This window comes from Streptomyces sp. NPDC047886 (assembly GCF_043204435.1).
GTDB lineage: Bacteria > Actinomycetota > Actinomycetes > Streptomycetales > Streptomycetaceae > Streptomyces.
The window spans coordinates 157,972-177,800 of record NZ_JBIDCF010000009.1 but is presented as its reverse complement, the minus strand read 5'-3'; the positions used below and the strand labels follow the sequence as shown (position 1 = coordinate 177,800).

At 73.2% G+C, this 19,829-nt stretch carries 16 protein-coding genes and 1 pseudogene; 7 read left to right on the top strand and 10 right to left on the bottom strand.

From position 1 onward, the window contains the following. Window positions 1-41: 41 nt before the first annotated feature. A pseudogene (locus tag ACGF5U_RS26335) lies at window positions 42-1,079 on the bottom strand (MFS transporter); the annotation flags it as partial. 164 nt (window positions 1,080-1,243) lie between these two features. Here ACGF5U_RS26335 and ACGF5U_RS26330 point away from each other — a divergent pair. Continuing rightward, window positions 1,244-1,879 carry a CGNR zinc finger domain-containing protein gene (locus tag ACGF5U_RS26330; RefSeq protein WP_392715266.1) on the top strand — a complete coding sequence of 212 codons (636 nt, stop codon included), beginning with the start codon at window positions 1,244-1,246 and terminating at the stop codon, window positions 1,877-1,879. On the opposite strand, the gene ACGF5U_RS26325 is transcribed toward ACGF5U_RS26330, so the two are convergent. Both ACGF5U_RS26325 and ACGF5U_RS26320 read right to left on the bottom strand, forming a co-directional pair. Beyond that, window positions 1,869-3,035 (bottom strand): methyltransferase, encoded by a 1,167-nt coding sequence (locus tag ACGF5U_RS26325; protein ID WP_392715267.1) that lies wholly within the window; start codon window positions 3,033-3,035, stop codon window positions 1,869-1,871. The two genes, ACGF5U_RS26330 and ACGF5U_RS26325, sit on opposite strands and share 11 nt — an antisense overlap. 20 nt (window positions 3,036-3,055) lie before the next feature. Next, entirely contained in the window at window positions 3,056-3,505 is a 450-nt protein-coding gene (locus ACGF5U_RS26320; RefSeq protein ID WP_392715268.1) for a GNAT family N-acetyltransferase, read from the bottom strand. A 70-nt stretch (window positions 3,506-3,575) separates the two neighbouring features. Here ACGF5U_RS26320 and ACGF5U_RS26315 point away from each other — a divergent pair, with 70 nt between their 5' ends. Then, window positions 3,576-4,184 (top strand): DUF6461 domain-containing protein, encoded by a 609-nt coding sequence (locus ACGF5U_RS26315; protein WP_392715269.1) that lies wholly within the window; start codon window positions 3,576-3,578, stop codon window positions 4,182-4,184. A gap of 192 nt (window positions 4,185-4,376) precedes the next feature. Here ACGF5U_RS26315 and ACGF5U_RS26310 read toward each other — a convergent pair whose 3' ends face one another. After that, complete coding sequence (locus ACGF5U_RS26310) at window positions 4,377-5,813, bottom strand: PLP-dependent aminotransferase family protein (protein WP_392715270.1); 1,437 nt, start codon at window positions 5,811-5,813, stop codon at window positions 4,377-4,379. Here ACGF5U_RS26310 and ACGF5U_RS26305 point away from each other — a divergent pair. Together ACGF5U_RS26305 and ACGF5U_RS26300 are read left to right on the top strand one after the other, a co-directional pair. Then, window positions 5,812-6,729, top strand: coding sequence for a DMT family transporter (locus tag ACGF5U_RS26305; protein ID WP_392715271.1), 918 nt, complete (start codon window positions 5,812-5,814; stop codon window positions 6,727-6,729). The two genes, ACGF5U_RS26310 and ACGF5U_RS26305, sit on opposite strands and share 2 nt — an antisense overlap. Before the next feature lie 144 nt (window positions 6,730-6,873). Continuing rightward, window positions 6,874-7,074: a DUF1918 domain-containing protein gene (locus tag ACGF5U_RS26300; protein WP_392715272.1), complete on the top strand. Its 201-nt coding sequence runs from the start codon at window positions 6,874-6,876 to the stop codon at window positions 7,072-7,074. Between the two features lie 16 nt (window positions 7,075-7,090). Here ACGF5U_RS26300 and ACGF5U_RS26295 read toward each other — a convergent pair whose 3' ends face one another. Then, window positions 7,091-8,347 (bottom strand): glycoside hydrolase family 10 protein, encoded by a 1,257-nt coding sequence (locus tag ACGF5U_RS26295; RefSeq protein WP_392715273.1) that lies wholly within the window; start codon window positions 8,345-8,347, stop codon window positions 7,091-7,093. 170 nt (window positions 8,348-8,517) lie between these two features. Between ACGF5U_RS26295 and ACGF5U_RS26290 the strand changes: the two genes are divergently transcribed. From ACGF5U_RS26290 to ACGF5U_RS26280, 3 genes are all read left to right on the top strand, one after another. Continuing rightward, window positions 8,518-9,378, top strand: a complete 861-nt coding sequence (locus ACGF5U_RS26290) for a 3-hydroxybutyryl-CoA dehydrogenase (RefSeq protein ID WP_392715274.1) — start codon at window positions 8,518-8,520, stop codon at window positions 9,376-9,378. Between the two features lie 155 nt (window positions 9,379-9,533). After that, on the top strand, window positions 9,534-11,234 hold the full coding sequence (locus ACGF5U_RS26285; protein ID WP_392715275.1) for an SPFH domain-containing protein: 1,701 nt from the start codon (window positions 9,534-9,536) through the stop codon (window positions 11,232-11,234). After that, the gene (locus tag ACGF5U_RS26280) at window positions 11,231-12,553 is read left to right on the top strand and encodes an SPFH domain-containing protein (protein WP_392715276.1); all 1,323 of its coding nucleotides are present in this window, start codon (window positions 11,231-11,233) and stop codon (window positions 12,551-12,553) included. Before ACGF5U_RS26285 ends, ACGF5U_RS26280 begins: the two co-directional genes overlap by 4 nt. Before the next feature lie 125 nt (window positions 12,554-12,678). Here ACGF5U_RS26280 and ACGF5U_RS26275 read toward each other — a convergent pair whose 3' ends face one another. The 5 genes from ACGF5U_RS26275 to pheS form a co-directional block, all read right to left on the bottom strand. Beyond that, complete coding sequence (locus tag ACGF5U_RS26275) at window positions 12,679-13,209, bottom strand: NUDIX domain-containing protein (protein WP_392715277.1); 531 nt, start codon at window positions 13,207-13,209, stop codon at window positions 12,679-12,681. 51 nt (window positions 13,210-13,260) lie between these two features. Further along, the gene (locus tag ACGF5U_RS26270) at window positions 13,261-14,601 is read right to left on the bottom strand and encodes a transcriptional regulator (RefSeq protein ID WP_392715278.1); all 1,341 of its coding nucleotides are present in this window, start codon (window positions 14,599-14,601) and stop codon (window positions 13,261-13,263) included. Window positions 14,602-14,866: 265 nt separating this feature from the next. Beyond that, window positions 14,867-15,946 carry a PP2C family protein-serine/threonine phosphatase gene (locus ACGF5U_RS26265; RefSeq protein ID WP_392715279.1) on the bottom strand — a complete coding sequence of 360 codons (1,080 nt, stop codon included), beginning with the start codon at window positions 15,944-15,946 and terminating at the stop codon, window positions 14,867-14,869. A gap of 212 nt (window positions 15,947-16,158) precedes the next feature. After that, window positions 16,159-18,687, bottom strand: coding sequence for a phenylalanine--tRNA ligase subunit beta (gene pheT, locus ACGF5U_RS26260; RefSeq protein ID WP_392715280.1), 2,529 nt, complete (start codon window positions 18,685-18,687; stop codon window positions 16,159-16,161). Beyond that, window positions 18,687-19,814, bottom strand: a complete 1,128-nt coding sequence (gene pheS / locus ACGF5U_RS26255) for a phenylalanine--tRNA ligase subunit alpha (RefSeq protein ID WP_392715281.1) — start codon at window positions 19,812-19,814, stop codon at window positions 18,687-18,689. The genes pheT and pheS overlap by 1 nt, the downstream gene beginning before the upstream one ends. Between the last annotated feature and the right edge of the window lie 15 nt (window positions 19,815-19,829).

The following is a 19,829-nucleotide window of genomic DNA, read 5'->3' as shown; positions in this document are numbered from 1 at the left end:
TCGGGCGCCTCCCGGTGGCGGATCGCGAACAAGGCGGCGAGCTGCGGCCCTTCCCCGGCACCCGCGAGGACCATGGCCACGACGAGCGGCACCGGCCCGCCGGTCGCCGCGAGGAGGAACGCGACCGCGAGCAGTGCCGTACCGGCCCGGAACAGGGCCTCGGGGCGCGGCGCCCGGGGGCTGCGGGCGAGCAGGGCGTTGGCGAGGAGTGCGGCTCCCGCGACGACGGACAGCAGCAGCGCCCCCTGCCCGGCTCCCCCGATGTACCGCTGCCCGAGCAGGGGCGCGGAGGCGACGACCATGCCCTGACCTGCACAGGAGACCACGGATGCCGCGGTGACGCGGGCCAGCACCCGGCGGCGGAGGAGGACGCGGAACCCGGCGGCGAGGTCGCCGCCCAGCCGGACGACGGCGTCCACCGCCGACGCCCCGGCCCGGCCGGACGCGGGGACAGGGGCCCCCGATGACGGCGACGGCGACGGCGTCGACGCGGATGCCTCCGGCCCGGCGGACCGTGGCGGCACAGGAGGCAGCGGCCCGGCCGGCAACGGCGCCGCAGGCACCGGTCGGCCAGCACGCGGCGTCGACGCGGGCGGCAGCGTCCAGGCCGACGGGAGTGCCGCCGCGATGAGCGCCGCAGCCACGATCACGCCCGCCGGGGCGCCGCACAGCGCGGTGACGGCTCCGGCCAGCGCGGGGCCCGCGAGGCCCGCCGCGTGGAACGTCATCGCGTCGAGCGCCGTCGCTCGGGGCAGCGCCTCGGGGCCTGCGACCCGGGGCAGTTGAGCGGTCCAGCCGCCGGACAGCGCGGGGCCGGCCAGCCCCGCGAGGGCGGCGATCAGCACACCGAGCCAGACCGGCGCCCGGCCCAGTGCCATGAGGACGACCACGAGGGCGGTCGCGTATCCGGCCACGGCCGCAGCCAGCAGGCGGCCTGGGTGCGCCGACCGGTCGAGCAGTGCCCCGAAGACGGGACCGCCGACGGCCGCCGAGACGGTGAGGCCCGCGAGCAGGGACGACGCCGAGGCGGCCGAGCCGGTGACGGCCAGCCCGGCGAGCAGCAGGGCGGGGCCGGACATCTCGTCGCCGATACGGGCGACGGCGGCGCCCGCGACGTACGACCGCAGGGGTCGGCGGGAAACCGCCGACGGCGAGGAGAGAGCGGGACGTGCGTAACGCTTCTTCACTCGCGGCACGTTACGCAGGTAACGCAAACCTCCACCAGATGCGTTACATTCGAGGAATGTCCCCCTCTCCCGCCTCCCCTGACCCACGTACCGGTGGGGGCCCCGGCGACGACTGGTCGGCCCGCCACTCCGTGCAGGCCACGGCCGGCCGTACCGTGGCACTGGTCAACGCGCTGACGGGTGACCGGGACGCCGCACCCGAGGCGATCGCCGCCGTCCTGCGGGCCTACGGCGAGAGCGAGCCCGTGGAGCTCGACGCGCACGACGTCGAGCGGATGCGTACGGCGGCGCTCGCCCTGCGCGAGGTCTTCGCCGCCTCCGACGTGGACTCCGCCGCGACCGCGCTGAACCGGCTGCTCGCCGACGCCCCGGGCCGGCTCCGGCTCACCTCGCACGGCGGGGCGAGCCCCTGGCATCCGCATCTGGACAGCGCGGACGACGCGCCCTGGGGCGAATGGTTCCTGGCGTCGTCCTGCCTCTGCCTGACGGTGCTCGTCTGGGACCGCCGACGGCCGCCGGGAGGCGTCTGCGCGTCCACCGCGTGCGGAAACGTCTTCCTCGCGGTGGGCAGCGGGGTGCCCCGCCGCTACTGCTCGCGCCGCTGCGCCACCCGCGAGAGGGTGGCCGCCCACCGGCGCTCCCGCGCGGGCGGCGTCGGTTCCCGGCCGGGCGGCGGCGCGGTCACCGCTTGACCGCGCGCAGCACCACGAACTTCGGGTCGCTCGCGACGACGTCGCAGTTGCCGAAGACCCGCCGCAGCGTCACGTGGTAGCCGAGGTGCCGGTTGCCCACGATCCGGAGTTCGCCGCCGGGCCGCAGGGCGCGCCGCGCGCCCGTGAACATGCGCCGGGCGGTCGCGTCGGTCAGCGCCTGGTGGCTGTGGAACGGCGGGTTGTTCAGGACCACGTCGACCGAGTCCGCCGGTACGCCCTCCAGCCCGTCGCCCACCCGGAACCCGGCCTCGGCCCCGGTCGGCGCGCCGGCCGCGAACGTCTCCTCGGCGGAGGCGACCGCCTGGTACGACTCGTCGGTGAAGAGCAGCCGGGCGCCGGGGTCGGCGACCGCCACGGCCAGCCCGACCACGCCGTTGCCGCAGCCCAGGTCCACGACCGTGGCGCCGTCGAGGCCGGTCGGCAGGTGGCGGAGGAAGAACCGCGTACCGATGTCGAGGCGGTCGGCGCAGAACACGCCCGCGTGGTTGACGGCGGTCCGGCCTGCCACGGTCGGGGCGTCGTCGGGCAGGGTGTAGCGGTAGGGCCAGGGGCTGCCGGTCCGGGCGATGGCCGGGTCGGGCGTGCAGAAGATCAGCCGGGCCTTCTTCACCGCGAGCGAGGTGCGCGTCGGGCCGATGATCCGCTCGAACAGCTTCAGGGTGGAGGTGTGGATCTCCTTGACCATGCCCGTGGCGACGACGACCGTGCCCGGGTGCACGGCCGGAGCCAGGCGGTGCAGCTGGTCCTCCAGGAGCGCGAGGCTCTTGGGAACACGGACCAGGAGCACGTCGACGCGCTCCGGCGGAGTGTCCCGGGTGGTCAGGAACCGTACGGTCGACGGGTCGGCGCCGCCGCGCGCCAGGTTGGCGCGGGCCGCCTCGCGGGCGAGGTACGAGTCGCTGATGTGCGTCAGGGTGCCGACGGGGGCCGGGCGGTGCGGAGCGAGCGAGGTGGTCAGGGCGCCCCATCGGTCGCCGACCACGGCCACGTCGCCGGTGAGCCCCGGCGACTCCGGCTCCGCCAGGTGCCGCAGCAGGTACTCGTCGGCGGCGTCCCAGGCGCGCAGGGTGTCGCGGGGGTTCTCCGGGTGGCGGGCGAGGTCGTACGCGCCCCATGACGTGGTCAAACGGTTCATCGTGCCCTCAGGCTAGCCGGTCACGACAGGCCGAGGCTCATCCAGTGTTCCGGAACGTCCAGCGGCCGGAAGCCGACCTTCTCGTACACGCCGTGCGCGTCGTGCGTGGCGAGGAGGACACGCCGCAGTCCGTACGGGGCGAGGTGATCGCGCACGGCTTCCACGAGGGCGGTACCGAGGCCGTTGCCGCGAGCGGTGCGGGCGACGTAGACGTCGCAGAGCCAGGCGAAGGTGGTGCGGTCGGTGACGACCCGGGCGTAGGCGGCCTGCTCACCGGAGCCCGTGTCGTACGCGCCGAAGTTGAGGGACCCGTCGATGGCCCTGTCCTGGACCTCGCGGGTGCGGCCGAGCGCCCAGTACGCGTCGGTGGACAGCCAGCCGTGGACAAGGGCCCGGTCCAGGCGGGCGGGGTCGGTGGAGATCGCGTACCGGCCGAGGACGACGGCCTCCCGGGTGGTGATGTCGTTCATGGTCGAACGGTCGCAGGGCGGCGGGCGGTTGTCAGGCGAATTGTCAGTGGCGGGTGTCACGATCGACGGTATGAACGCGACTGCTGCCGACTACCGCTGGCTCGACGCCCACTGCCCGGAGCTCATGGAGGCGTACTGCCTCACTCTCGTGCGGGGACTCGCGCCCGTCGAGGTGCTGGAGCGGCTCGGGGCGCGCCCCGAGGGGACGCTGACGGGCGTGGAAGCGCTGCTGGGGGCGGCGCGTGAGGCGTGGGACGCCCATGGCGGGGAGCGTCACTTCATAGGTGTCGGCGCGGTCGGGAACTGGGCCCTGATGGTCGAGCCGAACGGCTATCTGGGCAGTCTGCACGAGGTGGCGGCGCCCCTGTCGCGGGGCACGGAGGTGGTGGCGCACTTCCGGAACGTGAACGCGGTGGACCACTTCGGCCGGTACGTGGACGGCGAGTTGCTGCTGCACTTCGAGCCGCTGTTCCCGTACGCGCGCGACGGGGCGGACCCGGACGGGTCGCTGGCGTTGATGCGGGAGGTGGGCTTCGATCTGCGGAAGGAGGACGAGGCGGGCATAGGCCGCACGACGGAGGCGGCGTTCGCGCTGGCCGAGCGGCTGACCGGGGTGCGGCTGACGCCGTCGCTGCTGGACGGTACGGAGTTCCTCCGGGGGACGGCACCCGCCTTCTGACCCACCGGCCGGCGCCCGTCGGCAGGTGTCAACGGGCGTCGGCGGGCGTCTACGGGCGTCGGGTCGGTGCCCGTCGGCGGGCGTCGGCGGACGTCTGGTCCCGGCGGGCGTCGCAGCTCGGCAGACGTCAGGCCCCAGCGGGCGTCACAGCCCTCGGGCGTCACAGCCCTCGAGTGTCACAGCCCTCGGGTGTCACAGCCCGAGTTCGTCGCAGGCCGCGCGCAGCCGCCGGACGCCCTCGGCGATCTCGGCGGGCCCCGCGACGGCGGCGAAGCTCAGCCGGACATGCCCGGCGGTGGGTTCGGCGCAGAAGTACGGGCGGCCCGGCGCCACCGCGACACCGGCGCGCAGGGCGGCGGCGACCAGGGCGGCTTCGTCGGCCGTGTCGGGCAGCCGCGTCCAGAGGTGGAAGCCGCCGGACGGGATGTACGGCGGGGCCAGTTCGGGCAGGTGGCGGGCGAGTTCGGCCGCCATGGTGTCCCGCCGGTTCTTCAACTCGGCGGCGAAGGAACGGAGGTGGCGGCCCCACGCGGGCGATCCGACCAGTTCGAGGGCGGCTTCCTGGAGCGGCCGCGCCACGAACAGGTTGTCGACGACATGGATGGCGCGCAGCCGTTCCAGCACTGGGCCGCGCGCGGCCAGCGCGCCGACGCGCAGGCTGGGAGAGGTCGCCTTGGTCAGCGAGCGGAGGTGGACGACCACGCCGTCGGGGTCGTCGGCGGCGAGCGGCGCGGGCAGCGGGCCCGCGTCCTCGTGGACGAGGCGCCGGGCGAAGTCGTCCTCCACGACGAACGCGCCGGCCTCGCGGGCGATCCTGACGACCTCGCCGCGCCGGTCCGGGGCCAGGACCGCTCCCGTCGGGTTCTGGAACAGCGGCTGGCAGACCAGGAGGCGGGCGCCGGTGGCGCGGAACGCGGCGGCCAGCAGGTCGGGGCGTACGCCGTCGCGGTCGACCGGCACCGGGACGGGGCGCAGCCCCGCGGCCCGGGCGACCGCCAGCATGCCGGGGTAGGTGGGGGACTCGACCAGTACGGGGGCGCCGGGCGGGGCGAGGGCCCGCAGGGCGATGGTGATCGCGGACTGGCCGCTGGAGGTGACCAGGACGTCGGCCGATGTGAGGGGGCCGCCGATCTCGCGGGCGAACCACTCGCGGAGCTCGGGCAGCCCGTCGGTGGGCGGCCTGCCCCAGGCTCCGGGGCGCCGGCCGGCCCGGGCGAGGGCGGCGGCAAGGGCCCGCTCCGGCTGGAGGGAGGTGTGCGGATAGCCGCCGTTGAACTCGATGACGCCCGGCGGGGGCGCGGCGAGTGTGACGAGGACGCCGGACGCGTCGACGGAGCGGGGGACGGGCTCGGCGGAGGTGTCGGCGCTGAGGGTGACCTCCTGCCAGGAGGTGTCCGCGGCCGGGGGCGTGCCGGTGCGCGGCCGGGCGCGGTAGGCGCCCGCGCCGGGGCGGGTGACGACCAGCCCCTCGGCGGCGAGCCGGGCCAGGGCCCGCGAGACGGTCACCGGGGACACCCGGAACCGCTCCACCAGGGCGCGGCTCGATGGCAGCTTCTCACCTGGTGAGTAGCGGTTCAGCTCCCGCTTCAGCGTGTCCGCCAGTTCAGCCACGCTGCTACGCTCATACATGACAGCACAGAATAGCGCTACTCTTCCGACCTCGATAGCGGTCAGCGCCCGGCGGCAGAGCGCCCGCGGCGTGACGCTCGCCGTGCTGGGCGTCGTCGCCTTCTCGCTCACGTTCCCGTCGACCGCCTACGGGCTGCAGAGCTTCGGCCCCTGGTCGCTGGTGGCCGTGCGGAGCGTCCTCGCGGCGATCGTCGCGGGCGGTTTCCTGCTGGCCCTGCGCGTGCCGGTGCCGGAGCGCGCGCACTGGCCCGGACTCGCGGTGGTGGGCGGCGGGGTGGTGATCGGCTTCCCGCTGCTCACCACCCTGGCGCTGCGTACCTCCACCACGTCGCACGCCGCCGTGGTCGTGGGGCTGCTGCCGTTGACGACCGCCGTGTTCGCGGCGCTGCGCACCGGGCGGCGGCCTTCGCGCCGGTTCTGGCTGGCGGCGCTCGCCGGGGCCGGGGTGGTCGTGGCGTTCACCGTGGGGCAGAGCGGCGGCGGGCTCGTCTCGGGCGGCGATCTCTACCTCTTCGGTGCGCTGCTCGTGTGCGCGGCGGGCTACACCGAGGGCGGCCGCCTGGCCCGGCTGATGCCCGGCTGGCACGTGATCGGCTGGGCGCTCGTGTTCTGCCTGCCGCTCTCCGTCGCGGGCTCGGCGGTGGCCCTGTCCTTCGAGCCGGTCCGGCTGACGGCGGCCGGGGTGGCGGGGCTGGTGTGGGTGGCGGTCGGTTCCACGTTCTTCGGACTGTACGTCTGGTACCGGGGCATGGCGGCGATCGGGATCGCCCGGGCGAGTCAGCTCCAGCTGGCGCAGCCTCTGCTGACGCTGGTCTGGTCCGTGTCCCTGCTCGGCGAGACGCTCGACCCGGCGGCGCCGGTGGCGGCCGCGGCGGTCCTGGTCTGCATCGCGGTCACGCAACGCTCCGACGCCTGACCGGTCCGCCCCCACCCGAGCGGGGACCCGCCCGCGCGGGTGCCCTCACCGGCGTACCCGGTCGGACGCCTCCAGGTGACATGGACCACACCCCCGGACGTAGACTCCCAGTACGAACACCGGCGAGAGGGGAGGCCACTCCCGATGGAAGCAACCGTGGGCGACAAGCTGCTGGTGCACGGCCGGGTCGTCGGCCAGCACGACCGGACGGCCGAGGTCATCGAGGTACTCGGGGACCACGGCAACCCGCCGTACCGCGTCCGCTTCGACGACGACGGCCATGAGGCCCTGATGTCCCCGGGCCCCGACACCGTCGTCCAGCACCAGAACCCGCACCCCCACTAGTGATACGCGTGGGCACTCAGACGTCCGGCGGGCGGGCCGGCGTCGGGTAGTGATCGGCCACCACCCTGGCCATCGCGCCGATACGGTCCGTCATGACCTCCTTGGCCGCGAAGAACACGTGCCCCCGCACCTCCGGGTGGTGGTCGCGGGCGAGCGAGAGGTGCCGGGACAGTTCCGCCGGGTCCTGCCAGGCCGCCGGCTGGGCGGGGTCGCCCGCCTTGTAGAGCGCCTCCCCCACGTACAGCTGCACGCCCGTGTCCCGTACGGCGTCGGACCACCACGGCAGCAGCCGGGCGTAGTCGGCGGCGGCGAAGCCGATGTGCCAGTACAGCTGCGGTACGACGTGGTCGATCCAGCCCTCCTTGACCCACCGCCGGGTGTCGGCGTGCAGATCGTCGTAGGCCTGCAGGCCGCGCGTGTCCGAGCCGAGCGGGTCCGTCGTCGCGTTGCGCCAGATCCCGAACGGGCTGATCCCGAACCGCACGCGCCGGCCCGACGCCTTATTGAGCCGCCTGATCCGTACGGACATCTCCCGCACCAGCCGGTCGACGTTGTCCCGGCGCCAGGCGGCCCGGTCGGGGAAGCCCGTGCCGTACTCCGCGTACGCCGCGTCGTCGGCGAAGACCTGGCCGGCGACGGGATAGGGGTAGAAGTAGTCGTCGAAGTGCACGGCGTCGACGTCGTAGCGCTGGACGGCGTCGAGCATCGCCTCCTGGACGAAGGCCCGGACCTCGGGAAGCCCCGGGTCGTAGTAGAGCCGTCCGCCGTACGCCACGACCCACTCCGGATGGTCGCGGACCGGATGGTTCGGGGCCAGCCTCGCCGGGTCGGTGTGCAGGGCGACGCGGTACGGGTTGAACCAGGCGTGCAGCTCCAGGCCGCGCCGGTGCGCCTCCGCCACGGCGGTGCCGAGGGGGTCCCAGCCCGGGTCGCCGCCGGGTACGCCGGTGAGCCACTGGGACCACGGCTCGTACGGCGAGGCCCACAGGGCGTCGGCGGTCGGCCGGACCTGGAGGATCACCGCGTTCAGCCGGCGCCGTACCGCCGTGTCCAGGTGCGCCAGCAGTTCGGCGCGCTGCTCGGCGGGCGTCAGCCCGGACGCCGACGGCCAGTCCCGGTTGGCGACGGTCGCCACCCACATGCCACGGAACTCCTCCGGCGTGTACCGCCGGGACACGGCCCCGGCCCCGGCCGCCGCCGGCCCGGGGGCCATCAGGGACGCCAGCGTCCCCACCGCACCCGCCACCAGCCCTCTCCGCCCGATACGTCCCATACGTCACCTCTCACCAGTCGTGCTCCGCCGTCCCTCGGGCAGAGCATGCCCGGCCCGGGGCGCCATCGAGCGGAGCGAACGGAGTAACGTCGTGGGGTCGAGGCGGGCGCCGGAACCATACGGAGGCCGCCACCGGGAAGTTCTGCGAAAGGCATGAGGTGACGGACTCAATGGCCGACATTGCGCGCGTCGGAGTGGTGGGCTGCGGCCAGATGGGCGCGGGCATCGCGGAGGTCTGCGCACGCAGTGGCCTCGAGGTGAAGGTGGCCGAGACCACGGGTGAGGCGCTGGAGATCGGCCGTACCCGGCTGACCAACTCGCTGTCGAAGGCCGCCGAACGCGGCAAGATCAGCGAGGAGGAGCGGGACGCGACGCTGGCGCGGCTGAGCTTCACCACCGACCTGGGCGAGTTCGCCGACCGCGATCTCGTCATCGAGGCGGTCGTCGAGAACGAGCAGGTGAAGACCGAGATCTTCCAGATCCTCGACCAGGTGGTGACCCGGCCGGACGCCATTCTCGCCTCCAACACCTCTTCCATCCCGCTGGTCAAGCTGGCCGTGGCGACGTCCCGCCCCGACCAGGTCATCGGCATCCACTTCTTCAACCCCGCCCCGGTGCAGCAGCTGGTCGAGCTGATCCCGGCGCTGACCACGTCCGAGGGCACGATCAGCCGCGCCCAGGCCGTGGTCGAGAAGGTGCTCGGCAAGCACGCCATCCGCGCCCAGGACCGGTCCGGTTTCGTGGTGAACGCGCTGCTGATCCCGTACCTGCTCTCGGCGATCCGGATGTTCGAGTCGGGTATCGCCAGCCGTGAGGACATCGACAACGGCATGGAGATGGGCTGCGCCCACCCGATGGGCCCGCTGAAGCTGTCGGACCTGATCGGCCTGGACACCGTCGCCTCGGTCGCCGACTCGATGTACGCCGAGTACAAGGAGCCGCTGTACGCCGCTCCCCCGCTGCTCCAGCGCATGGTGGACGCGGGACGCCTCGGCCGTAAGACGGGCTCCGGCTTCTACCCCTACTCCTGATCTCCACCCGTACTCCCGAGTACGCCCCCTGACGCGGCGGAAATTTGCCGGAACACGGCAATGATTCCGCCGCGTTCGCATGAGAACCTCGTTTCGGCCGTGGTGACGCGATCCGCGCACCCGCACGAGAACACGAGCAAGGCAGAGGGGGCACGGTGTCGCGGACCCAGAACGTACGCAGAATCGCGCGATCACTGGCGGAAGGAGCCGATCCACGGGCGGTCGCCGAGCAGGAACTGCGGCTCCGCGTCGGCGGCGGCCAGCAGCCGGGCGGTGGACCGGCCGCCGCCGGGGAGTCCCGGAGCGAGCGGCGCGAGCCGCAGGACGAGGGCATGGACCCGGCGGACTTCCCCGCCGCCCGCGAGCAGGGTGGCAGCATCGCCACCGTCATGACGCAGAAGACCGTCCCGCTGGACGAGGCCGGCGAGGCGCTGAACCGCAGCGAGCAGCAGCGCGAAGGCGGCGCGCAGGTGCATGCCATCTGCCCCATGGTGATGCCGCGCGGCCGTTCCTTCTGGAGCATGCTGCCGGTGGGCCTGCTGCTGGTGATCGGCGTGGTCGGATCGGTCGTCGTGGCGGCGACCGGGGACGGCGGGCTGCTGACGCATCCGCTGTTCGGGGCGCACTACTGGGTCATCGCGATCCTCGCCGTGTGCTTCGTCTGGGCGCGGCAGGGCATGGTGATGGTCCCGGACGGCTGCCAGGCGCTGATCACCCGCTTCGGCAAGCTGGAGAAGGTCGTGGGTCCGGGCCGGGTGATCCTGCTGAGCCCGTGGAAGAGGGTGTCGTACATCCTCAACACCACCCGTGAGTACCCGTTCAACGCGCCGGTGCGCGAGGCGCCCACCAAGGGCGGTGTGAAGGCGTCCATCGACCTGTTCATCCAGTTCCGGATCAACGACCCGACCGAGTTCGTGTACACGCTGGGCGCGGTGCGCGGCTTCGAGGAGAAGCTCGGCAACGCCGTGAGCGAGACGATCCGCAGCCTGATCTACGAGCAGGAGGCGTCCGGCATCTACGACATGGTCGGTGAGGACACCGGCCGGCTGCTGGAGCAGCTCAACCAGCAGTTCCAGCCCGCCGTGGAGCTGACGAACGCGAACATCACGCACGCCGAGCCATCGGACCGCGGCTACCGCATGGACCTGGCGGCGCCGGAGATGGTGCGGGTCGCCAAGGAGGCGTACACGCACGAGTACGCGCTCCAGCTGCGCAAGGAGCAGGACGAGGGCGACCTGACCAAGGAGCTGGCGACGCGGCAGGAGACGCTGTCCGCGATCCAGGCCGACATCGCCACGCACCAGGCGCAGATGGACACCGCCGTGGAGCGGGAGACCAACCGGGCGCAGGCCATGGCCCGTCAGCGCTATGTGCAGGCGGAGTCGGAGGCGAAGGCGAACGCGGCGCTGCTGGAGGCGCAGGCGCTGGACATCCGCGCGATGACGGCGGCCGAGGCCCCGGAGATCCTGGAGTACCGCTACCAGCAGCAGGTCCTGGACACGCTGGAGCAGGTCGCCGATCATCTGCCGCAGCTCGTGCGGATCGGTGGCTCCGGCGATCCCACGGAGGCCGCGGGGGTGGACTTCCTGCTCCTGGCCCGGGAGTTGATCGGCGAGCGCGGTGCCGAGCTGTTCACGCCGGAGGACATGACGGCGATGCGGGCGCGGCTGGCGGAGGTGTCGGAGCGGATCTCCGCGCGCGGTCCGGAGATCCGCGCACTGCTGGAGGAGGAGCGTCCGACCGTTCCGGCGGTCGGTGACGGTGCCGGCCCGGACGGCGACGCGGACGGCGCGGACGCGGCGGGTGCGGCGGGCGCGGCGCAGGTCGAGCTGAGCGACGAGGAGGCGGGCCGGTGAGCACCGCACGTACGAACAACCGGTCGGTCATCTCGGAGCGGGTGGCCCCCTGGAGCGACATCGCCCGGCTGCTGCGCGGCGGCGAGGCGGGCACGCTGATCCCCGTCATCATTCCGCGCTCGCGGCGCCGGCTGTGGTGGATGCTGCCCCTGTGGGTGGGCGTCTTCCTGCTGCTGACGGGGGTGATGCTGACGCTGCGGTCCGGTTCGGAGGGGGTCGCCGAGCTCGCCTACGGCGCCCTGGCCGCGCTGGCCTACGTGGGCGGCGGTCTGCTGCTCGTGGTGGGCGGGCTGTGGTGGTGGCGCTCCTCGATCGTGGAGATCGAGCAGGGCACGCACGGCATCCTGACGCGCTACGGCGCCTACACCCGCACGCTGGAGGCGGGCCGGCACTATCTGTGGCACCCGTGGGCGCGCGTCGAGTTCGTCGTGGACACGGCGACGGAGATCCCCTACTCGGCCCCGGTGATGGCCTGTCCGACGCGGGAGAACGTGCCGCTGCGGTCGATCGAGTTCTTCCTGAAGTTCCGGATCACGGACGCGCTGCTGTTCGTCCGGACCATCGGCGCGGGCAACTTCGACCTGGTGCTGTCGAGCGCGGTCCAGGACGCGATCCGGCAGCGGGCCCGCAAGATGCGCACCGAGCGGGCGTACGACCTGCGCGGCTCGGACGTCGCGGACATGCAGGAGCTGCTGAACCGTCAGCTGTCCCGCTACGGCGTACGCATCACGGGCTGCAACATCCCCGACGTGCAGCTGCCCACCCAGTACCAGCAGCACCTGGCGACCCGTGAGCGGGTGGCCAAGGAGCGGACGGCGTACGAGCAGGAGTGGGGTCTGACCCGCAAGCGCCGGATCGACAGCCTCCAGATGGACATCGAGCGGGCGAAGAAGGTGCGTGACGCCCGGATCGTGGAGGTGAAGGCCGCGCTGAACCGGGCCCGCGAGGCGGTGGCCCAGCTGCTGGAGGAGCAGGAGACCAACGCGCAGCGCGTCCGGTTCGAGATCGAGACGCGTGGGCGCAGCGGGCTGATCTCCGCCGAGAACGAGGCGCGTGCGCAGCGCGCCCTGGCCAAGGCGTACCGGGACAACCGGGCGGTGCTCCAGTACGAGCTGGCGCTGCGCCGGCTGGAGGTGGGCGCCGAGCTGGCGACGAACGCGCCGCAGCCGGTGGTGGTCCGCACCGACGGGCCCGGTGGCGGCGACACGTCGGCGCTGTCCACGCTGCTCACCGCCCAGTTGCTGCCCCACGCGTCGGGTCTCGGCCGGGCGGACGGTCTGGTCCGGACGCGGCGGCACGCGGAGGACGGCGAGGAGTAGCGGCGCCCGGCCGCCCCACGGGACGCGACCCCGCCGAGCCCCGGGGGGGACCCTCGCCGGTGCTCCGCCGCGGCCCGGCCCCGTGCCCGGGCGGTCGGCGCGGCTGCGCCCGGGCGGCCCGGCGGTCAGCCCAGGCGCAGGTGGTGCAGCATCAGCAGCCCGGCCGCCATGCCGGCGGCCGGGACCTCGCCCCTGGCGATCATGTCGGGAACCAGTTTGAGCGGTATCCACTCGCGGCGGGACGACTCGAAGTCGTCCACCGGGTGGCCGACGTAGGTGGCCTCCTGCGACCAGTAGAGGTGGTGGCGGGCGTCCGTCAGGCCGTTGGACGGCTCGACGGTGAGCAGATGCTGGAGGGGTCCGGGGCGCCAGCCGGTCTCCTCCTCCATCTCGCGGGCGGCCGCGGCCTCGATGTCCTCGCTGTCCTCCACCACACCGGCCGCCAGTTCCCAGCCCCAGCTGTCGGTGATGAATCGGTGGCGCCAGATCATCAGTACCTCGTTGGCCTCGTTGACGGCGGTGGCGACGGCCACCGGGCGGAGCCTGATGAGGAAGTGGTCCAGGTGCTGTCCGCCGGGGAGTGCGACATCCGCGAGATTGACCTTGAACCAGCGGTTCTCATAGACGGTTCTTTCGCTTAGGTTCGTCCACTGCACTGTTCTGCCACCTTCCGACACGTAGGTGGCAATATCGCATCAGCCACATGCTCACAGCGGAACGCGGAGCGCCCCGTCGATCAACTCGGCCGCGTCTTCCGCGTTACTGCACCCGCTCGCCACCAGACGCTCCCGTACCTCCCGCAGCCGGTCCCTGAGCCGTTGCGACTCCATGCCCCGTGCCCGCTCGGCCATCTCCACCGCCGTGTGCGCGGCCCGGTCCGGTTCACCCTGGCGGAGCTCTATCTGGCTGAGCATGGCCAGCCGGTGCACACGGCCCCGGTCGTGCGCCGGAGTACGCACCGCCGCCGCGGCGTGCTCCCGCGCGCCCGCCAGATCGCCCAGGCTGAGCAGCGCCTCCGCGACCTGGATGTTGACCAGCCCCGGCTGGACATAGCCCGTCTCGTCCGGCTCGTGCCCCGGCCTGATCCGCTCCGCCTCCGCCTCGGCGCGGCCGATGCACCGCAGCGCGGCGGCGGCGTCGCCGAGATGCGCGTACGCCTTCGCCTGCATGGCGTGCAGATCGGCGGCGAGCGCCGGGGTGATCTGCCGGCCGGCGGCCCGCAGCGCCGCCTCCGCGAACGCCACCGCCTGCCGGTACTCCCCCATGAACAGCGACTGGTTGACCAGCAGGGCGATGACGTACGCGCCCAGGCCCCGGTCCCCGCTCGCCTTCGCCAGCCGCAGCGCCTGGTGGAAGTAGCGCTGCGCCAGACCGTGCGCGTCCGAGTCGTAGGCGCAGATCCCGGCCACCGCGACCAGCCCACCGGTCGCCCGGTGCAACTGGCGGCCCAGGGTGTCGTTGTAGCCGCCGCGCAGCAGCGGGGCGGTCTCGGCGTTGAGGAAGCCGACGATCCTGGCACGTGTCGCGATGCCGCCCGCCTTGCGGTACATGAGCTCGTAGTGGGCGCGGGCCGCGCGCAGCATCTGGATGTCGGACATGCTGACGCGGGTCTGCCCGTCACGTGAGACGTCCGCGTCCTCGGGCGGGTTCTCCCACTCCCAGACCGGCATCACCGCGGGTGTGCCGGTGACGGCGGGGGCGCCCAGTATGTGCGGGCGCTGCTGTTCGTCGGAGCGCCACAGGGCGGTGGCCCGCTCCACGAAACCGGAGAGCGGCGAGCCGTGCGGGGCGGCCACGTCCCCCCGGACACCGAGCCCGATGTCGTCCAGCGTGATCGGACGGCGCAGCCGGGCCCCCAGCACCTCACAGATCAGGTCGGGCACCTGGCCGCGCGGCCGCTGCCCCTTCAGCCAGCGGGCCACGGCGGTGTGCTCGTACCGCAGGGCCAGGCCCCTGGCCCGGCCGGCCTGGTTGACGTGCGCGGCCAGGCCCGCGTGCGACATCCCCGCCTCGTCGAGCAGGGCGTCGAGCAGGGTGTTGGGCTGCATGGGTGCCCTCCGGTGCCTCGGTGCGCCCAGGGTAGTGGAGCCGTGTTCGCACGGGGTGTGAACGGAATGCCCGTATCCGTGCCCCACGTGCTCTGCCGTCATGCGCCGGGCGCGGGTTGACTTGGCTCCCTCTCACAGAGGCGGCCGGGCCGCCGGCTCCCCCTCGTACAGTGCGGCGGCCCGAACCGCGTCGCCCTCCCCGCTGATCTGCCCGACACTCCGCGGCGGGGAGGGTGGCGCCGGCCGCACCGTCCATGTCCGGCCGCTATCGATTGGAGGGTGCAGGCCGGGTACGGCGCAGCCCGGGTTCTGCGGGCTGCGCCGGTACCCGGGAACAGCCGCCGTACGCACGGTCGTTGCGTACGACGAGCAGCGCCACGTCGTCGGTGAGGCGTCCCCCGGTGTGCCGCAGCAGCGCCGCGTGGACGTGCTCGATCGCCTGGGCGGGCACCACGGGCCCGGCCAGCGCCAGCCGTACGAGCACGTCCTCCAGCCGGAAGAACCTCCCGACGGCGTCGCGCGCGTCCAGCGCCCCGTCGGTGTGCAGGAACAGCGCCTCACCGGCCAGCAGCCTCGGGCACCGCCGCACGGGCAGCGTGTCGGGCAGCGGGAACGCGCCGAGCGGCGGCATCGGGTCGCCGGCGGCCAGCGGTTCGGCGCCGTGGCCGAGCCGGTAGGGCCACGGATGGCCGCAGTTGAGGACCAGGATGTCGCCGTTGTGGCGGATGTCCAGGAGCAGCACCGTGACGAACTCCTCCGCCGACGGGCTGTCCGGGTCGCAGCGAAGCGAGGCGGGGTGCTCGTCACGCGCCCGCTCCCGCAGGTGCCGCCCCAGCGCCCGGTCCAGCCGCCGCAGCACACCGCCGAGCCCCGGTTCGTCGTGCGCGGCCTCCCGAAAGCTGCCCAGCACCGCGGCCGCCGCGCTCAGCGCGCCGAGCCCATGCCCCCGGACGTCCCCGATGATGATCCGCACCCCGTGCGGGGTGAGCACCGCCTCGTACAGATCACCGCCGACGGCCGCGCCGCGCGACGCGGAGAGCTGGGTCGCGGCGATGGACAGCCCGTCGATACGCGGCGGCAGAGGACGCAGCAACACCTGCTGGGCCGCCTGCGCGATGGCCTTGACCCGCTTCAGCTCACGCACCAGACCGTGCCGTATACCGATGACCAGGCCGGTACCGACCGTGAAGAACACGACGCTCGTGGCGATCCGGGTGACCATCCCCTCCTGCTGTGCCAGTGGGCAGGTCAGCTTCCAGGTGACGGCGACGGCGCCCCACAGGCCCGGCAGCGCGAGCGGCGCGAACCGGCGCGCCCAGGGACCCCAAGACCTCGTACGGATCATGCGGACCGCCCCTTCTCCAGGCCCCTTCCCGCGGTCGGGACGATTCTGTCGATCGTCCACGCCCTCCGGGAACGTCCACCAGACTTCTCACCCGAATGAGTGAGCAACCGTGCGAACGCTCCATGATCTGAAAAAAGGACGCATGAGGGGCGTGCCCGGTGATCCGGACACGCCCCTCAGCCCCGACGCGCGGGTCGGGCTCGACGCGTGGGTCAGGCTCCGCGCAGGACCGCGCCGGTCCGCTCGGCGGCGAGCGCCACGGCGGCGTCACGGGCGGCCGTGGCCTCCTCGACGGTCAGCGTGCGGTCCCCGGCACGGAACCGCAGCGCGTACGCCAGGGACTTCTTGCCCTCGCCGATCTGCTCACCGGTGAACACGTCGAACAGCCGGATCGACTCCAGCAGTTCACCGGCGCCCTCGCGCAGCACCCGCTCGACCTCGGCGGCCGGCACGTCCCGCGCGACGACGAGCGCCACGTCCTGGGTGGCGACGGGGAACGCGGAGATCCGCGGCGCCCGCAGCGGTCCGGCGGATGCCTCCTCGACCAGGTCGAGGTTCAGCTCCATCGCGCACGTACGGGCGGGCAGGCCGAGCGCCTTGACGACGCGCGGGTGCAGCTCACCGGCGAACCCGACGGTCCGCTCCTCGCCGTTCACGACCACGGCCAGCTCGGCGCAGCGACCGGGGTGCCACGGCCCGTACCGGCCCTGGCGCACGATCAGTTCGGCGCCGGTCTCCCGGGCGACCGTCCTGGCCGCCTCGACCGCGTCGGCCCAGTCGGACGGACGGCCCTTGCCCCACCAGCCGGCCTGCTCGCGCGCCCCGGCGAGGACCACGGCGGCGTGCCGCGGCTGCTCGGGCAGGGCGGCGTTGACGCCCGCGATCTCGGCGTCGGTCGGCCGTCGGTCGACGGGCAGCCGCACCGCGACGCCCGGCTCGGCCGGGAGGCGGAAGACGAGGCCGGTCTCGAAGAGGGCCAGGTCGTGGCTGCCACGGCCGTCGTTGCGGCGCAGCGCGCCGAGCAGCCCGGGCAGCAGCGCGGTGCGCAGCGCGGGCTCCTCGTCGGAGAGCGGGTTGACGAGCCTGACCAGCTTGCGGCAGTCGTCGTCAGCCGGGATGTCCAGCTGGTCGAGGACCTGCTCGCCGATGAACGGGTAGTTCAGCGCCTCGACGTAGCCGGCTCCGGCCAGGGCGCGGCCCACACGGCGGTGGGTGCGCTGGCGCTCGGTGAGACCACGGCCGGCCGGCGGCTTGGGCAGCGTGGAGGGCAGGTTCTCGTAGCCCTCCAGCCGGATGACCTCTTCGGCGAGGTCGTTGGGCTCGCTCAGGTCGGGGCGCCACGACGGGACGGTGACGACCAGCTCGTCCTGCCCGTAGACGTCGCAGCCGACCTCCTGGAGGCGGCGGACGACGGTCTCGCGGCCGTAGTCCATGCCGGCGACGCGGTCGGGGTGGTCGGCGTGCATCGCGATGGTGCGCGGGGCGCTCGGCGCGATGATCTCGGTGACACCGGCCTCGGCGGTGCCACCGGCGAGGAGGACCAGCAGGTCGACGGTGCGCTGGGCGGCGGCGGCCGCGGCCTGCGGGTCGACGCCGCGCTCGAACCGCTTGGACGCCTCCGACGACAGCCTGTGGCGGCGGGCGGAACGGGCGATGGAGATCGCGTCGAAGTGCGCGGCCTCGATGACGACCTCGGTGGTGCCCCGTACCTCGCCGGTCTCCGGGTCGCCGGTGGCGTCGGCGATCTCGGTGTTGGCGCCGCCCATGACACCCGCGATGCCGATGGGGCCGCGGTTGTCGGTGATGACCAGGTCGGCCGGGTCGAGGGCGCGTACGGTGCCGTCGAGGGTGGTGATCTTCTCACCGGGCTCGGCGCGGCGGACCCCGATGGGGCCGTCGAGGCGGCTGCGGTCGTAGGCGTGCAGCGGCTGGCCCAGCTCCAGCATCACGTAGTTCGTGACGTCGACGGCGAGCGAGATCGGGCGCATGCCCGCCTTCTGGAGGCGGCGCTGGAGCCAGATCGGGGAGCGCGCCTCGGGGTCGAGGCCGACGACCGTGCGCGCGGTGAACCGCGAGCAGCCGATCGGGTCGGAGACCTGGACCGGGTAGCCGTACGAGTTCGGCGCGGGCACGTCGAGGAGCGCCGGGTCGCGCAGCGGCAGGCCGTAGGCGGTGGCCACCTCGCGGGCGACGCCGCGCATCGACAGGCAGTAGCCCCGGTCGGGCGTGACGGCGATGTCGAGGACCTCGTCGAACAGCTCCAGCAGCTCGGTGGCGTCGGTGCCGACCTCGTGCTCGGGCGGCAGCACGATGATGCCGTGCGTACCGTCGTCACCCAGTCCGAGCTCGTCGCCGGAGCAGATCATGCCGCGGGAGACCTTGCCGTACGTCTTGCGCTCGGCGATCCGGAAGTCGCCGGGGAGGACGGCGCCGGGCAGGGCCACGACGACCTTGTCGCCCTCGGCGAAGTTCCGGGCGCCGCAGATGATCTCCTGGGGCTGACCTGTCCCATTGGCCTGGCCGACGTCGACGGTGCAGAAGCGGATCGGCTTCTTGAACTCGGTCAGCTCCTCGATGGTGAGCACCCTGCCCACCACGAGCGGGCCGGTGAGACCGGCGCCGAGCTGCTCGACGGTCTCGACCTCCAGGCCCGCCGACACCAGTTTGGCCTGTACGTCACGGCCGGTCTCCGTCACCGGCAGGTCGACGTACTCCCGCAGCCATGAAAGCGGGACCCGCATCAGATCTCCATCCCGAACGGCCGGGTGAACCGGACGTCACCCTCGACCATGTCTCGCATGTCCTCGACGTTGTGGCGGAACATCAGCATCCGCTCGATGCCGAACCCGAAGGCGAACCCGCTGTACTTCTCGGGGTCGACGCCGCAGGCGATCAGCACCTTCGGGTTGACCATGCCGCAGCCGCCCAGCTCGATCCAGCCCTCGCTGCCGCAGGTGCGGCAGGGCCGGTCGGCGTTGCCGACGGACTCGCCGCGGCAGACGTAGCAGAGCATGTCCATCTCGGCGGACGGCTCGGTGAACGGGAAGAAGTTCGGGCGGAGCCGGGTCTTCATGTCCGGGCCGAAGAGCGCCTGGACCATGTGGTCCAGGGTGCCCTTGAGGTCGGCCATGGTCAGGCCCTCGTCGACGGCGAGCAGCTCGATCTGGTGGAAGACCGGGGTGTGCGTGGCGTCGAGCTCGTCGGTGCGGTACACGCGGCCGGGGCACACGACGTAGACGGGCGGCTCGCGGTCGATCAGCGTGCGGGCCTGCACCGGGGAGGTGTGGGTGCGCAGCACGATGCCGGACTCGTCGCCCTTGGTGCCTTCCGGCCCCTGGACGAAGAAGGTGTCCTGCATCTGGCGGGCCGGGTGGTCGGGCACGAAGTTGAGGGCGTCGAAGTTGAACCACTCCGCCTCCACCTCCGGGCCCTCGGCGACCTCGTACCCCATGGAGACGAACACGTCGGCGACGCGCTCCATGAGGGTGGTCAGCGGGTGGCGGGCGCCGGCCGGGGTGCGGTCGTAGGGCAGTGTGACGTCCACCGCCTCCTCGACCAGCACACGGGCGTCGCGCTCGGCCTCCAGCTCGGTCTGGCGGGCGGCCAGTGCCTTGGACACGGCGCCGCGGGCCTGGCCCACGCGCTTGCCGGCCTCGGCCTTGGCCTGCGGCGGAAGGGCGCCGATCTCGCGGTTGGCGAGGGCGAGAGGCGAGGTACCACCGGTGTGCGCGACCTTGGCGTGGGCGAGCTCGTCGAGGTCGCCCGCGGCCGCGAAGGCGGCGAGCGCCTCGTCCCGCATGCGCTCGATCTCTTCCGGTTTCAGTGCCTCGACCTCGACTGGGTCGTACGACTTATTGGGTGCCGACATCTCTTCCCGTACTTC